Source organism: Polaromonas hydrogenivorans (assembly GCF_040105105.1).
Classification (GTDB): domain Bacteria; phylum Pseudomonadota; class Gammaproteobacteria; order Burkholderiales; family Burkholderiaceae_C; genus Polaromonas; species Polaromonas hydrogenivorans.
Genome location: NZ_CP157675.1, coordinates 2,751,787 through 2,763,409, shown reverse-complemented (window position 1 = coordinate 2,763,409; position 11,623 = coordinate 2,751,787). Strand labels below are relative to the sequence as shown.

At 60.7% G+C, this 11,623-nt stretch carries 13 protein-coding genes and 1 pseudogene; 8 read left to right on the top strand and 6 right to left on the bottom strand.

Annotated elements, in window-relative coordinates:
* The first annotated feature begins 45 nt into the window (after nucleotides 1-45).
* Nucleotides 46-1,494: a PLP-dependent aminotransferase family protein gene (locus tag ABLV49_RS13310; RefSeq protein ID WP_349277072.1), complete on the top strand. Its 1,449-nt coding sequence runs from the start codon at nucleotides 46-48 to the stop codon at nucleotides 1,492-1,494.
* An 89-nt stretch (nucleotides 1,495-1,583) separates the two neighbouring features.
* Here the strand turns inward: ABLV49_RS13310 and ABLV49_RS13305 are convergent, their stop codons facing one another.
* From ABLV49_RS13305 to ABLV49_RS13295, 3 genes and pseudogenes are all read right to left on the bottom strand, one after another.
* Nucleotides 1,584-2,693 carry a carotenoid 1,2-hydratase gene (locus ABLV49_RS13305; RefSeq protein WP_349277070.1) on the bottom strand — a complete coding sequence of 370 codons (1,110 nt, stop codon included), beginning with the start codon at nucleotides 2,691-2,693 and terminating at the stop codon, nucleotides 1,584-1,586.
* A gap of 1 nt (nucleotide 2,694) precedes the next feature.
* Nucleotides 2,695-3,153, bottom strand: coding sequence for a hypothetical protein (locus ABLV49_RS13300; RefSeq protein WP_349281713.1), 459 nt, complete (start codon nucleotides 3,151-3,153; stop codon nucleotides 2,695-2,697).
* 42 nt (nucleotides 3,154-3,195) lie between these two features.
* Nucleotides 3,196-3,660 (bottom strand): annotated as a pseudogene (locus ABLV49_RS13295) (N-acetyltransferase family protein); the annotation flags it as partial.
* A 205-nt stretch (nucleotides 3,661-3,865) separates the two neighbouring features.
* Between ABLV49_RS13295 and rpsP the strand changes: the two are divergent.
* The 6 genes from rpsP (at nucleotide 3,866) to ABLV49_RS13265 (ending at nucleotide 8,029) form a co-directional block, all read left to right on the top strand.
* Nucleotides 3,866-4,153: a 30S ribosomal protein S16 gene (gene rpsP / locus ABLV49_RS13290; RefSeq protein ID WP_349277068.1), complete on the top strand. Its 288-nt coding sequence runs from the start codon at nucleotides 3,866-3,868 to the stop codon at nucleotides 4,151-4,153.
* 16 nt (nucleotides 4,154-4,169) lie between these two features.
* Nucleotides 4,170-4,778: a ribosome maturation factor RimM gene (rimM, locus tag ABLV49_RS13285; protein WP_349277067.1), complete on the top strand. Its 609-nt coding sequence runs from the start codon at nucleotides 4,170-4,172 to the stop codon at nucleotides 4,776-4,778.
* Nucleotides 4,779-4,845: 67 nt separating this feature from the next.
* Complete coding sequence (gene trmD / locus ABLV49_RS13280; RefSeq protein WP_349277065.1) at nucleotides 4,846-5,628, top strand: tRNA (guanosine(37)-N1)-methyltransferase TrmD; 783 nt, start codon at nucleotides 4,846-4,848, stop codon at nucleotides 5,626-5,628.
* Nucleotides 5,629-5,761: 133 nt separating this feature from the next.
* The gene (rplS, locus tag ABLV49_RS13275; protein ID WP_011800865.1) at nucleotides 5,762-6,154 is read left to right on the top strand and encodes a 50S ribosomal protein L19; all 393 of its coding nucleotides are present in this window, start codon (nucleotides 5,762-5,764) and stop codon (nucleotides 6,152-6,154) included.
* Nucleotides 6,155-6,223: 69 nt separating this feature from the next.
* Nucleotides 6,224-6,937, top strand: a complete 714-nt coding sequence (locus ABLV49_RS13270) for a CoA pyrophosphatase (protein ID WP_349277062.1) — start codon at nucleotides 6,224-6,226, stop codon at nucleotides 6,935-6,937.
* Nucleotides 6,938-7,009: 72 nt separating this feature from the next.
* Nucleotides 7,010-8,029, top strand: coding sequence for a CobD/CbiB family protein (locus ABLV49_RS13265; protein ID WP_349277060.1), 1,020 nt, complete (start codon nucleotides 7,010-7,012; stop codon nucleotides 8,027-8,029).
* Nucleotides 8,030-8,055: 26 nt separating this feature from the next.
* Here ABLV49_RS13265 and rsgA read toward each other — a convergent pair whose 3' ends face one another.
* The 3 genes from rsgA to ABLV49_RS13250 are packed head-to-tail and all read right to left on the bottom strand — an operon-like array spanning nucleotide 8,056 to nucleotide 10,630.
* The gene (gene rsgA / locus ABLV49_RS13260) at nucleotides 8,056-9,027 is read right to left on the bottom strand and encodes a ribosome small subunit-dependent GTPase A (protein ID WP_349277058.1); all 972 of its coding nucleotides are present in this window, start codon (nucleotides 9,025-9,027) and stop codon (nucleotides 8,056-8,058) included.
* Nucleotides 9,024-9,344, bottom strand: a complete 321-nt coding sequence (locus ABLV49_RS13255) for a 4a-hydroxytetrahydrobiopterin dehydratase (protein WP_349277056.1) — start codon at nucleotides 9,342-9,344, stop codon at nucleotides 9,024-9,026. The genes rsgA and ABLV49_RS13255 overlap by 4 nt, the downstream gene beginning before the upstream one ends.
* Entirely contained in the window at nucleotides 9,341-10,630 is a 1,290-nt protein-coding gene (locus ABLV49_RS13250) for a M48 family metallopeptidase (protein ID WP_349277055.1), read from the bottom strand. The genes ABLV49_RS13255 and ABLV49_RS13250 overlap by 4 nt, the downstream gene beginning before the upstream one ends.
* A 49-nt stretch (nucleotides 10,631-10,679) precedes the next feature.
* On the opposite strand from ABLV49_RS13250, the gene orn reads away from it, so the two are divergent.
* Nucleotides 10,680-11,243, top strand: coding sequence for an oligoribonuclease (orn, locus tag ABLV49_RS13245; RefSeq protein ID WP_349277053.1), 564 nt, complete (start codon nucleotides 10,680-10,682; stop codon nucleotides 11,241-11,243).
* The last annotated feature ends 380 nt before the right edge of the window (nucleotides 11,244-11,623 follow it).

Sequence of the window (11,623 nt, the reverse complement as noted above, 5' to 3'; positions counted from 1 at the left end):
TCTGATGCGTAAGATGCAGTTTCCTTAAAAAAAACCATATCAGTTGTGACCCTCAAACGCTACGAGCGCTATGCCGACGAGATCGGCGAGCTGATCCGCACCCAGGCCTTGCGCCCCGGCGACCGGCTGCCTTCGGTGCGCCAGGCCTGCGCCAGCCGCCGCATCAGCCCGTCCACCGTGTTCGAGGCGTATTACCTGCTGGAGGGCCGGGGACTGGTGCATGCACGGCCGCGTTCGGGCTATTACGTCAATGCGCTGCGCCTGCCCGCCCAGGCCGAGCCGGGCATTGCCATTCCCGTGCCGCAAACCACCCGCGTGGAAATCAGCGAGCTGGTGTTCGACGTGCTGGGCTCGACGCGCCAGCTCGATGTGGCGCCGCTGGGATCGGCCTTTCCGGGCGCGGCGCTGTTTCCGCTCGACAGACTGGCGCGCAGCCTCACGCCGGCCATGCGCCGGCTCGATGCGCGGCGCATGGTGCAGGATCTCACGCTGGGAGACGAGCAGTTGCGGCGCCAGATCGGCTTGCGTTACGGCGTCGAAGGCACTGGTGTGGAGCTGGCCGAGATCGTCATCACCAACGGCGCCATGGAAGCGCTGAACCTGTGCCTGCAGGCTGTCACGCAGCCGGGCGATGTGGTGGCGGTGGAATCGCCCACCTTTTATGCCGCCCTTCAGGCGCTGGAACGCCTGAACCTGCGCGCCGTCGAGGTGGCCACCCATCCACGCAGCGGCGTGGACCTGGCGTCGCTGGCCGAGGTGCTGCAGCGCCATCCGGTCAAGGCCTGCTGGTTCATGCCCAACTTCCAGAACCCGCTGGGCAGCCTGATGCCCGATAGCAGCAAGCAGGCGATGGTCGAGCTGTTGGCCCGCCATGAGGTGCCGCTGATCGAGGATGACGTGTACGGCGAGATGTATTTCGGCCTGCGCCGCCCGCCACCGGCCAAGGCCTATGACCGCAAGGGACTGGTGATGCACTGCAGTTCGTTTTCCAAATGCCTGGCACCCGGCTACCGCGTGGGCTGGACGGCCGCCGGGCGCTTTGCCTCAGACATTCAGCGCCTCAAGCTGATGAGCACGCTGTCCACCGCCATCCCGTCGCAAATGGCGCTGTCGGACTATTTGGAGCGCGGCAGCTATGAGCGGCACCTGCGCCAGTTGCGCCAGGCGCTGGCTGGTCAGCAGGCCCTGGCGCTGCGCCTGATCGCCCGGCATTTTCCGGACGGGACGCGCGTCACGCGGCCGGAGGGCGGCTATTTTTTGTGGCTGGAACTGCCGCCCCAGGTGGATGCCTTGCAATTGCACCGAATGGCGCTGTCGCAGCGCATCAGCATCGCTCCCGGCCACCTGTTTTCGGCGGACAGGCGCTTTGCCCACTGCCTGCGCCTGAACTATGGCCATCCCGGGGATGCGCGTTTCGAGGCGGCGCTCAAGACCCTTGGCGAGTTGGCCAGTTTGCTGTGCAAGGAGGCAGCGCATGCTCAGGCATCGGCTTGAAACACAGGGCATGATGGCTTTAGCTGGCAAGGTTTGCGCGTCGGGCGTGAACGGCGTCAAGGCTGGCTTGCGCCGGCAGGCATTCCTTGCTACAGCCGCAACGCCTGTCCGTAGCCTGTCATTTCCAGGTAGCCCGTGCCCACGCGCCGGCCCCGGCTGTCCTGCAGCTCGCTCAGGCCTTCCCAGTAAATCGACCCGGTGGAGCTGCGGCTGTCGAGTTCCTGGTGGTCGATCACGGCCTTGACGGTATAGGACTCCGCAGGCGTGCGCACCACCCATTGCACCGGGTAGGTGATTTGCGTCAGCGGGCTTTTCCAGCTTCGTCCTGCTTTGAAAAAAATCTCGCTGGGGTTGAAGATACGCAGTTCGCCCTGGGCTGACCTGAAGGAGCCGCCAGCCCAGACCGCGTTGCCTTCCTTGTCGCGCAGCCTGAACGCGGTCAGCGCGCTGCCATCGTCCAGGTTCATGCCGATCCAGTCCCAGCCGACGGCGCTGGGGTGCAGCAGTTCCTGGCTCCACTCGTGGTCCAGCCAGGCCTTGCCGGTGACTGCGAAAGTCTGCTCCTTGACCTGCAGGCTGCCTTTTGCAAGCAACTGGGGCTGGCTGTAGTAATAGCTGGCCTGTTTTTCTTCAGGGCCTTTGCGCGACAAACCCTGCTTGCCCTGGAGCAGCACGCTTTGTGTTTCCTCAAACTGTAGGCTGAGCGCAAAGCCGGTCGCTGGCAGCTCTGCGGTGTAGCGTCCGCCGTCGGCCTTCAGCGACCAGTCGCGCAGCTTGACGGCCATGTCCTGCTCGCTGGCAGAGGCCACGCCGAAGCCGGCGCGGGCGATGCGCTGGTCGTGCCAGAGTTTTTTACCCTGCACGTCGGTGATGGCGGCATGCGCAAAGAGCAACTGCCTGGCCGCAAATTCAGAAGCCATGCCTTGCGTGCCATCGACACGCGAGCGAAAAAAGGTGAGCTGAAAACCGAAGGTGCGCTGGTCTGCTGCCTGGGAAGTGGCGTGTCCGGTGATGTACCACCACTCGGTGCGAAAGTCGGGATGAGAACCTCTGTCGCGTGGAAACATCAACGTCCTGGCGGGGAGGGCGTGCGCGTCGCCGGTCCAGCTCGCCATTCCCGTCAACCCGGCAAGACCCGCCAGGCTGCCGAGCAGCAGGCGGCGCCGGTCCAGTGCGTTGATCTGCTTGGGGTTCTGCATGTTACTGGCTGATTTTTTTCGCCTCTTCAACCTGGTATTCGAAATAACGCTGGAAGCTGAAAGCAATGCTCGACATCAGGGCGATGGTGCCAAACAGCAAGGCAAACACGATGGCGCCCATCGTCAGCCAGTTGGTGTTGCCGGCAACGGCTTCGGGCGCGGCGGGATTATGCAGGGCATTCCATTTTTCAGGCGGCATCAGACCGTAATAGATTCCTGTCAGCGCGGTGCCAGCCAGCGTGAAGCCCAGCAAGGGAATCAGCGCCCAGGCCAGGTGATCGTCCTGGCCGTACATCCGCACCCGTTCGACGCCCCACCAGCCCAGTGCCGCAACAACCGGATGCGCCCAGGCCCACAAGTCCTTCCAGCCATACAGGTACAGGCGGTGCAGGCCAAGCTGGCCACCGATGAAAGCCAGCCAGGCGGCAAGAGTTTTGTTTTTCTGAGGAGCAGTGTGCATGCGCTGGATTATGAGGCGGGCCGTTCTGGCGGCGGTTCCGTGTCGCCAGGCGCCGAATTTCCAGCCGCAGGACTCAACGATGCCGACCTGCCTGAAACCCAGGGCCAGGTGAACCCCCACCGACCCGGCGTTGGCCGAATCGCCGATGATGGCCATGACCTTGCGAATGTCCGCCGCCTCGCAGCGCGCCAGCAGTTCAGCCAGCAAGGCGCGGCCCAGGCCCTTGCGCTGCAGGTCTGGCGCAAGGTAAATCGAGTCCTCCACCGAATATCGGTAGGCTGGACGGGGCTTGAACCAGTTGCCGTAGGCAAAGCCCAGAATCTTTCCGTCCTGCTCGGCAACCAGGTAGGGAAGTCCCTTGGACAGTACGTCGGCACGGCGGACGGCCATGTCGCTGGTTGCGGGCGGCTCGGTTTCAAACGTGCCGGTGCCGTGCAGCACATGGCGGGCGTAAATGGCGGTGATGGCGGGAATGTCTTCGTCGCGGCTGGGGCGTATGAGGGGCATGCTGGATGAAGGGTTGAAAATGTTGGAGCCTGCCCCCGGAGGCATGAATAAGCGCAGCGATTTTCGACTCAAAACGGCGCAGTGCCGACCGGCGGGATATAATCGCAGGCTTTGCAGCATTTCGCTGGCCGGGTGGCCATGTCGTGTGTCTCAAGCGCTGCAGGAATATTTGGGGTACTTTTACCCCGCCACCCAAGGATAAATCATGGTCGTCATCCGGCTTTCACGCGGCGGTTCCAAACACCGTCCATTTTTCAACATCGTTGTGGCTGACAAGCGCGTTCGCCGCGATGGTCGCTTCATCGAACGCATCGGTTTTTACAACCCGATTGCCAAAGGCGGCGAAGAAGGCCTGCGCATTGTGCAAGACCGTTTGACCCACTGGATCGGTGTCGGCGCCCAGGCATCCCCAACCGTTCTGCGCCTGATCAAGCAGGGCGGCGCCACGGTGGTTGCGCCTGCTGCTGCTGCTGCTGCTGAAGTAGCTGCCTGATTTCCAGGAATTTTTGATGCTGCCTGGCCTTCAATCGTCCCTGGGCTTGACTTCGTCCAGCCTGCCTGACGACGCGCTTGAGGTTGGGCGCATTCTGGATGCGTGGGGTGTCAAGGGCTGGGTCAAGATTCAGCCGCACAGCACGGATCCGGAAGCACTCTTTTCAGCTAAAACCTGGTACTTGCAGGCGCCTGACGTCAAGTTCCGGCCGGGTTTCAGCCTTTTTTCGGGGACGGTCTCGCTGAAAGTGGACGAGGCCAAAATCCATTCCGGCGCAGTGGTTGCCAAATTTTCCGGTCTTGACGACCGCGATGCGGCTGAAGCCTTGCGCGGCACCCGGATTTTTCTCTCGCGCAGCAGCTTTCCGGCTGCTTCCGCCGATGAATATTATTGGGTCGATCTGATCGGCCTGAACGTGCTCAACCGTGAAGGCGTCGCCCTGGGCTGCGTACGCGACCTGATGGCGACCGGCCCTCATTCGGTGCTGTGCGTCGAATACACCAGCACCCAGGAAGACGGCACCAGCGCAACTGCCGAACGCATGATTCCTTTTGTCGCAGCCTATGTCGATAAAGTTGACATCGCCGGCAAGTGCATCACCGTTGACTGGCAACCCGACTATTGATGTTCTGCGTCATGGCGCCATGCCCTGATGCATTCAGTCTTTTGTTCAGTGCTCAAAGTAGTTTTCCATGCGCTTTGATGTCATCACCCTGTTTCCCGAGATTTTTTCACCGTTCCTGACGAGCGGTGTGACGCGCCGTGCCTACGAATCCGGCCTGGTCGAGGTCAGGCTCTGGAATCCGCGCGATTTTGCCGATGGCAATTACCGGCGGGTCGATGACCGTCCCTTTGGCGGCGGTCCGGGCATGGTCATGCTGGCTGAGCCGCTGACGCTGTGCCTTGAAAGCATTCGCGCTGACCGCGCCGCTTGCGGTGCGCCTGATGCGCCCACAGTTCTTTTTTCCCCGGTTGGCACGGTGCTGAGTCATGCCAGCGTCGAGCGCTGGTCAGCCAGCAGCAGCGGCGCCGTGCTGATTTGCGGCCGCTACGAAGGCCTTGACCAGCGTTTTATCGACACGCATGTGGACCACCAGATCAGCCTGGGCGACTTCGTGCTGTCGGGCGGCGAAATCGCCGCCATGGCCTTGCTGGACGCTGTGGCGCGGCTGCAGCCCGGAGTCTTGAACGATGAAGGCAGTCACCAGATGGACAGCTTCAACCCCGCGCTTGACGGCTTGCTGGACTGCCCGCACTACACCCGCCCGGAAACCTGGCGCGGCCAGTCGGTACCGCCAGAATTGATGTCCGGCAACCATGCGCACATCGAGCGCTGGCGGCGCCAGCAGCGGCTGGCCTTGACCCAGCGCCAGCGCCCGGAACTGGTTCGGGCCGCCCGCAGGGCAGGGCATTTGAGCAAAAGCGATGAGGCCTTCCTGGCTGATTTGCCCAAAAATCCTGACCTCGATTCCTGAATTGCTATAATCAAAGGCTTTTCGGTCCTCTGGCGGCCACTGCAACCATCTGATTTTTCTTTCAAATGAATCCATGGATTTGCGGTCTTTAGCGTAGCGCGTGCATGAACGAAATTAGTTAGATGGAAAAATCATGAATCTGATCCAGACTCTTGAGCAGGAAGAAATTGCCCGCTTGAACAAAACCATTCCTGTTTATGCTCCTGGCGACACCGTCATCGTGAGCGTGAACGTGGTTGAAGGTACCCGCAAGCGTTTGCAGGCTTTTGAAGGTGTTGTGATTGCCAAGCGCAATCGCGGCCTCAACTCCAGCTTCATCGTTCGCAAAATCTCCAATGGCGAAGGCGTCGAGCGCACTTTCCAGGTGTACAGCCCGCTGATCGCCAAGATTGAAGTCAAGCGCAAGGGTGATGTGCGTCGTGCCAAGCTGTACTACCTGCGTAGCCGCAGCGGCAAGTCGGCACGTATCAAGGAAAAACTGGGCGTCAAGGCTGTCAAAGCCGTGCAGCCCGTACAGGCTGCGTAAAAACTCCTGTTGCCTTTGAAAAGCCGCTCCACCGAGCGGCTTTTTTCATGCTTGTTATCCTGTTTCTCCATGAACCCCGTCAAGCCCTTGCCTTTGCCCCTGTTTGATCCCCGCTCCATTCCTGTACTGGGAATTGACAGCCACCTGGCTGGTGTCGGGCTGGACCGGCTCACGCCGCAAGCCCTGCGTGACAGGTTCAGGCATCCGCCCATGTGGACGCCCGAGCACAGCGTCGAAAAGAAGTTTTCCGACCGCCCACCCGCGCTGGCCGCCGTGCTGCTGCCCTTGGTGATGCGCGACGAACTCATGCTGCTGCTGACCGAGCGTTCCACGAACCTGTCCACCCATTCCGGCCAGATCGCTTTTCCGGGTGGCCGTACCGACGAGACCGACCGGGATGCGGTCGATACCGCCCTGCGTGAAGCGCAGGAAGAAATCGCCTTGCCGCGCCATCATGTGGAGGTTCTGGGAACTTTGCCCACCTATGTCACGGGCTCGGCCTTCATCATCACGCCGGTCGTCGCCCTGGTCACGCCGGGCTTTCAGCTGCAACCCAATCCGGGGGAAGTCGCTGATGTGTTTGAAGTGCCGCTTGGGTTTTTGATGAATCCTGCGCACCACCGGCGCCACGAAACCGAGTTCGGCGGCGTACTCCGCGAGTGGCTTTCCATGCCCTACACCGAGCCGATGGACGAGGCGGCTGGCGGCGAATCCAGGGAACGCTACATCTGGGGCGCGACCGCCGGCATGCTGCGAAACTTCTACCGTTTCCTCAGCGCCTGAGCTGTTGCCTGGCTGGCGCGCCGCAGCCAATAAAGCTTGCGGGTCGGCTCCGGGAGGCCGTTATGATTTGGCATGAGCTTTTTTGCCGTTTTGTTTGCACTCATCCTGGAGCAGGCCCGTCCTCTGGCCCGTGACAACTGGGTTCATTCCGGTTTTTTGGGATGGACACGCTGGGCGCATCGCAGCCTGGACGCAGGCAAATCCCATCACGGCTGGATCACCTGGCTGTTCGCCGTCATGATTCCCACGCTGCTCACGCTGCTGGTGCACTGGCTGCTGTGGCAGGTCAACGTCCTGCTGGCCGTTGCCTGGAGCGTGGCGGTGTTGTATGTCACCCTGGGTTTTCGGCAGTTCAGCCACTACTTCACCGACATTCGCGATGCGCTGGACGATGGCGACGAAGACACTGCCCGCGAACTGCTGGCCCAGTGGCGCCAGGTCGATGCCAGTGAACTGCCGCGCAGTGAAATTGTCCGTCACGTCATCGAGTATTCGGTGCTGGCCGCCCATCGCCATGTGTTTGGCGTACTGGCCTGGTTTTCGGTGCTGGCTGCCTTGGGGCTGGGGCCTGCCGGGGCGGTACTGTACCGGATGAGCGAATTTGTGGCGCGCTACTGGACCTACAAAAGCAGGACGCCGGGGGAGGGTGCCAGTCCGGCCCTTCAGCAGGTGGCCAACAGCGCCTGGGGCATCATCGATTTTGTGCCTTCTCGCGTCACCTCGCTGGGGTTTGCGGTGGTCGGCAGTTTTGAAGATGCCATCGACGCCTGGCGCAATTACTCCCAGCGTTTCCCCACCGGCGCAGCCGTCGCCACCGCCAGCCGCAACGACGGGCTGATCCTTGCCGCCACTTCCGGGGCCGTCAACGTGCGCTTGGGCGGCGAAGCGCTCAAAGCCGTGTTGATTCCCTCCATTCCCCAAGAATTCGAGGTGGGTGGACTGGATCCCGACAATGCAGTCATCAGTGCAGCAACGCCAGGCCGGGAGCCCGAGGTGGCGCACCTGCGCAGCGTCGTGGGCCTGGTCTGGCGTTCGGTGGTGCTGTGGATGGTGCTGCTCGCCCTGCTGACACTGGCGCGGCTGCTCGGTTAGAAACTCTGGCTGTACCGGCGCGTTGTTCAGTACCGCGTCTGCGACAGATCGTCAAACAACTCGCTATACAAACGATAGCGGTTGGCGCTGATGCTGCTTGCGCTAACGGTTGATTTTACCTCTGAAATCACGCCGCAGCCCGGCTCATGCAGGTGCGTGCAGTTGTAGAACTTGCAGTCTTGCGCATGCGCCTTGAAGTCGGGCATGTAGTTGGCCAGCTGCATCGGGTCGATGTGATGCAGGCCGAATTCCTGAAAACCCGGCGAGTCGATCAGCGCGGTGGTCCGGGCTTCATCGACCCAGTACAGCGTCGTGCTGGTGGTGGTGTGCTTGCCCGAGTTCAGCGCCTGCGAAATCTCGGCCGTCAGCACCCGAGCATGCGGCACCAGCAGGTTGGTCAGGCTGCTTTTGCCAGCGCCTGACGGCCCCAGAACCAGCGTTTTCTTTCCGTGCAGCAAGGCCATCAGCTCTGCGGTCTGACCATCGTTTGCCGGGGCTGCAGCCGTTTTGGGCTTGATCGCCAGCGGCAGCACCTGGTAGCCCATGGCGCGGTAGGGCGCGAGCTTGGTCCAGGCCCGGCCGAAGGGCTCGGCCAGATCGCTTTTGTTCAGCGCAATGATGGGCTTGATGCGCTCGGCCTCTGCCGCGATCAGGGCGCGCGTCAACTGGCTTTCCGAGAACTCGGGCTCTGCCGCGATCAGGATCAGGATCTGGTCCAGGTTGGCGGCAAACGACTTGGTGCGCATCTCGTCCTGGCGGTAAAACAAGTTGCTGCGCTCCTCTATCTTTTCAATTGTGCCTTCGTCCTGCGAGGGCAGCCAGCGGATGCGGTCGCCGACGACAACCTGGCTTTTCTTGCCGCGCGGATGGCAGATCAGGCGCTGGCCGGATTCGGTCTCGACCAGCACATGGCGGCCAAAGCCGGCCACCACCAGACCCGGCTGAGTCCCCGCAATTGGGGCAGCGCCAGCGCGCGCCGATTGCTTTGGCTTGCTCAAACCAGCAGAGCGTCAACCTTCGACGCGCAGAAAAAATCGCTGACGGAAATGCCCTTGACATCGTGCGTATTGAAGCGCACCTTGCACTGGCTGTAACTTACTTCAAGGTCTGGGTGATGATCTTCAGCATTGGCAATGAAGGCGACTGCATTCACGAAACCGATGGTTTCGTGGTAATTCTTGAACTTGAATGCTTTCTCCAGCGCGCCGTCGATCAGCCGCCAGCCCAGCGCCTGCTCGCCATTGAGCTTGCTTAGTTGCGTGACGATTTCGGTGGCGCTCAGGGCGCGCCGGTTTTGATGGATCGGATGGCTCATGATGCGGCACTTTCAGGGGAAGGGGTCATGCGTCCCAGCCGCTCGGAGGCGGGCGGGTGTGAATAGTAAAACTTGACAAATACCGGGTCGGGCGTGAGGGTGCTGGCATTGTCCTTGTAAAGCTTGAGCAATGCGCTCTGCAAATCCCGGCCGTCGGTTTGCGAGATGGCGTAGGCATCGGCCTCGAACTCATGCTGGCGCGAAAACTGTGCCATGACCGGCGACACAAAGAAGCTCAAGAGCGGCACCACCATCAAGAACAGCAGCAGGGCCAGCGCATCGTTGGCCCCTACCAGGTTTGGCCTGACGCCCAGCCCGGTGTAAAACCACACCTGCGACGACGCCCAGCCCAGCAGGGCAAAGCCGAGCAGGCTCATGGCAAACATCACCACGATGCGTTTGATGATGTGCTTGTGCTTGAAATGGCCCAGTTCATGCGCCAGCACCGCATCGACCTCGGAGGGGTTGAGTTGCTTGAGCAGCGTGTCATAAAACACCACGCGCTTGGCGGCGCCAAAGCCGGTGAAATAGGCGTTGGCATGGGCCGATCGCTTGCTGCCGTCCATCACGAACAGGCCCTTGGCGGCAAAGCCGCAGCGCTGCATCAGGGCCGTGACGCGCGCCTTTAGGGCCTCGTCGTCCAGCGGCTTGAATTTGTTGAACAGCGGCGCAATCACGGTCGGGAAAAGCACCAGCACCAGCAGGTTGAAACCCATCCAGACGACCCAGGTCCAGAGCCACCACCCCTCGCCGGCGCTGCCCATCAGCCACAGAACCAGCGCCACGATGGGCAGGCCGACGATTGCGCCGACCAGCGTGGATTTGACCAGGTCAGCCAGCCAGAGCTTGAACGTCATCTTGTTGAAGCCGAAGCGTTCCTCAAGCCGGAACGTCTTGTACAGGGCAAAGGGTAGGTCGAGCAGGCCGCTGATCAGGCCGAACGCCGCCAGCAAAACCAGTTGAGGCAGCAAACTGCCGTAGTCAGCCAGCCCTGAGCGCATCAATGCCTGGTTCAGCGTGTCAAGGCCGCCCAGCAGTGTCCAGCCCAGCAGCACGGCGGCGGCGAAGGCCATCTCCAGCATGCCCAGGCGGGTTTTGGCAATCGTGTAATCAGCGGCTTTCTGGTGCGATTGCAGCGTGATGGTGGATGCAAAAGCGGCGGGCACCTTGTTGCGATGCTGCGCCACATGGCGAATCTGCCGCGTGGCCAGGTAGAACTTTGTTACCAGCCCTAGCACGAGCAGGGCAGAAAACAGCGCAGTGAATACAAGGGAGTGGTCGGTCATGGCGGGAAGTTTAGGCTATCGGCGATAAACCATCGGCGAGAATGGCAAGATGCTAGAAACCGAACCCTTGCTTAAAAAATCCGACCAGAACCTGGTCTGGCTGGACTGCGAAATGACTGGGCTTGATCCCGAAAAGGAACGCATCATTGAAATTGCCGTGGTCGTGACCGGCCCGCAACTCACGCCGCGCATTGAAGGCCCGGTGCTGGCCATCCATCAGTCCGACGAGTTGCTGGGCAAGATGGACAAATGGAACAAAGGCACGCATGGCCGCAGCGGCCTCATCGACAAGGTCAAGGCCAGCACCGTGACCGAGGAAGATGCGCAGGCGCAATTGCTGGCATTCCTGGCCAAGTATGTCCCCAAGGGTACGACTCCCATGTGTGGCAATACCATTGGCCAGGACCGGCGCTTCCTGGCCAAGTACATGCCCAAGCTGGAACTCTTTTTTCACTACCGCAATGTGGATGTGAGTACCTTCAAGGAACTGGCCAAACGCTGGCGGCCCGAGGTGTACAGCGCTTTCAAGAAGCACCAGAAGCACACGGCGCTGGCCGATGTGCATGAGTCGATTGACGAGCTTGAGCATTACCGCGAACACTTTTTGAAGTGAGTTTTAATGCTTTTTAGGCCTTTTACGCATATGGGTCGGGCATATCAAACTATTTAAATGATAGTAAAAGCATGCGCTGACGCCTGCTCTTGAGCCTGATTGCACGGAGTAATGACCTTTTATTTTAAAAGGTTAACTGGTAGAAACCCGTAAGCCATGCCATAATCAAAGGCTTGCAGTTGCACACCGTGCTAACCGCATTTGTACATCTACCTCACACTTTTGGACTCTATTTTCGGAGTCACCGCATCAGGGCAATTCTGTTCTTGATCCGTATATTCGTTTGATGGTTGATGTTTTATTAACCATGAACGAAGCCTTCTGCATCGCGGGAGGTGGAGTTTCCTGTCCTTCGCCAAAAACGAAGCGCGCAGGGGATT

Bases quoted from the DNA above. Each gene is read 5' to 3' on its own strand.
- ABLV49_RS13305 (WP_349277070.1), bottom strand. From the start codon at position 2,693: ATGCAGAACCCCAAGCAGATCAACGCACTGGACCGGCGCCGCCTGCTG.
- ABLV49_RS13300 (WP_349281713.1), bottom strand. From the start codon at position 3,153: ATGCACACTGCTCCTCAGAAAAACAAAACTCTTGCCGCCTGGCTGGCT.
- rpsP (WP_349277068.1), top strand. From the start codon at position 3,866: ATGGTCGTCATCCGGCTTTCACGCGGCGGTTCCAAACACCGTCCATTT.
- rimM (WP_349277067.1), top strand. From the start codon at position 4,170: ATGCTGCCTGGCCTTCAATCGTCCCTGGGCTTGACTTCGTCCAGCCTG.
- trmD (WP_349277065.1), top strand. From the start codon at position 4,846: ATGCGCTTTGATGTCATCACCCTGTTTCCCGAGATTTTTTCACCGTTC.
- rplS (WP_011800865.1), top strand. From the start codon at position 5,762: ATGAATCTGATCCAGACTCTTGAGCAGGAAGAAATTGCCCGCTTGAAC.
- ABLV49_RS13270 (WP_349277062.1), top strand. From the start codon at position 6,224: ATGAACCCCGTCAAGCCCTTGCCTTTGCCCCTGTTTGATCCCCGCTCC.
- ABLV49_RS13265 (WP_349277060.1), top strand. From the start codon at position 7,010: ATGAGCTTTTTTGCCGTTTTGTTTGCACTCATCCTGGAGCAGGCCCGT.
- ABLV49_RS13255 (WP_349277056.1), bottom strand. From the start codon at position 9,344: ATGAGCCATCCGATCCATCAAAACCGGCGCGCCCTGAGCGCCACCGAA.
- ABLV49_RS13250 (WP_349277055.1), bottom strand. From the start codon at position 10,630: ATGACCGACCACTCCCTTGTATTCACTGCGCTGTTTTCTGCCCTGCTC.
- orn (WP_349277053.1), top strand. From the start codon at position 10,680: ATGCTAGAAACCGAACCCTTGCTTAAAAAATCCGACCAGAACCTGGTC.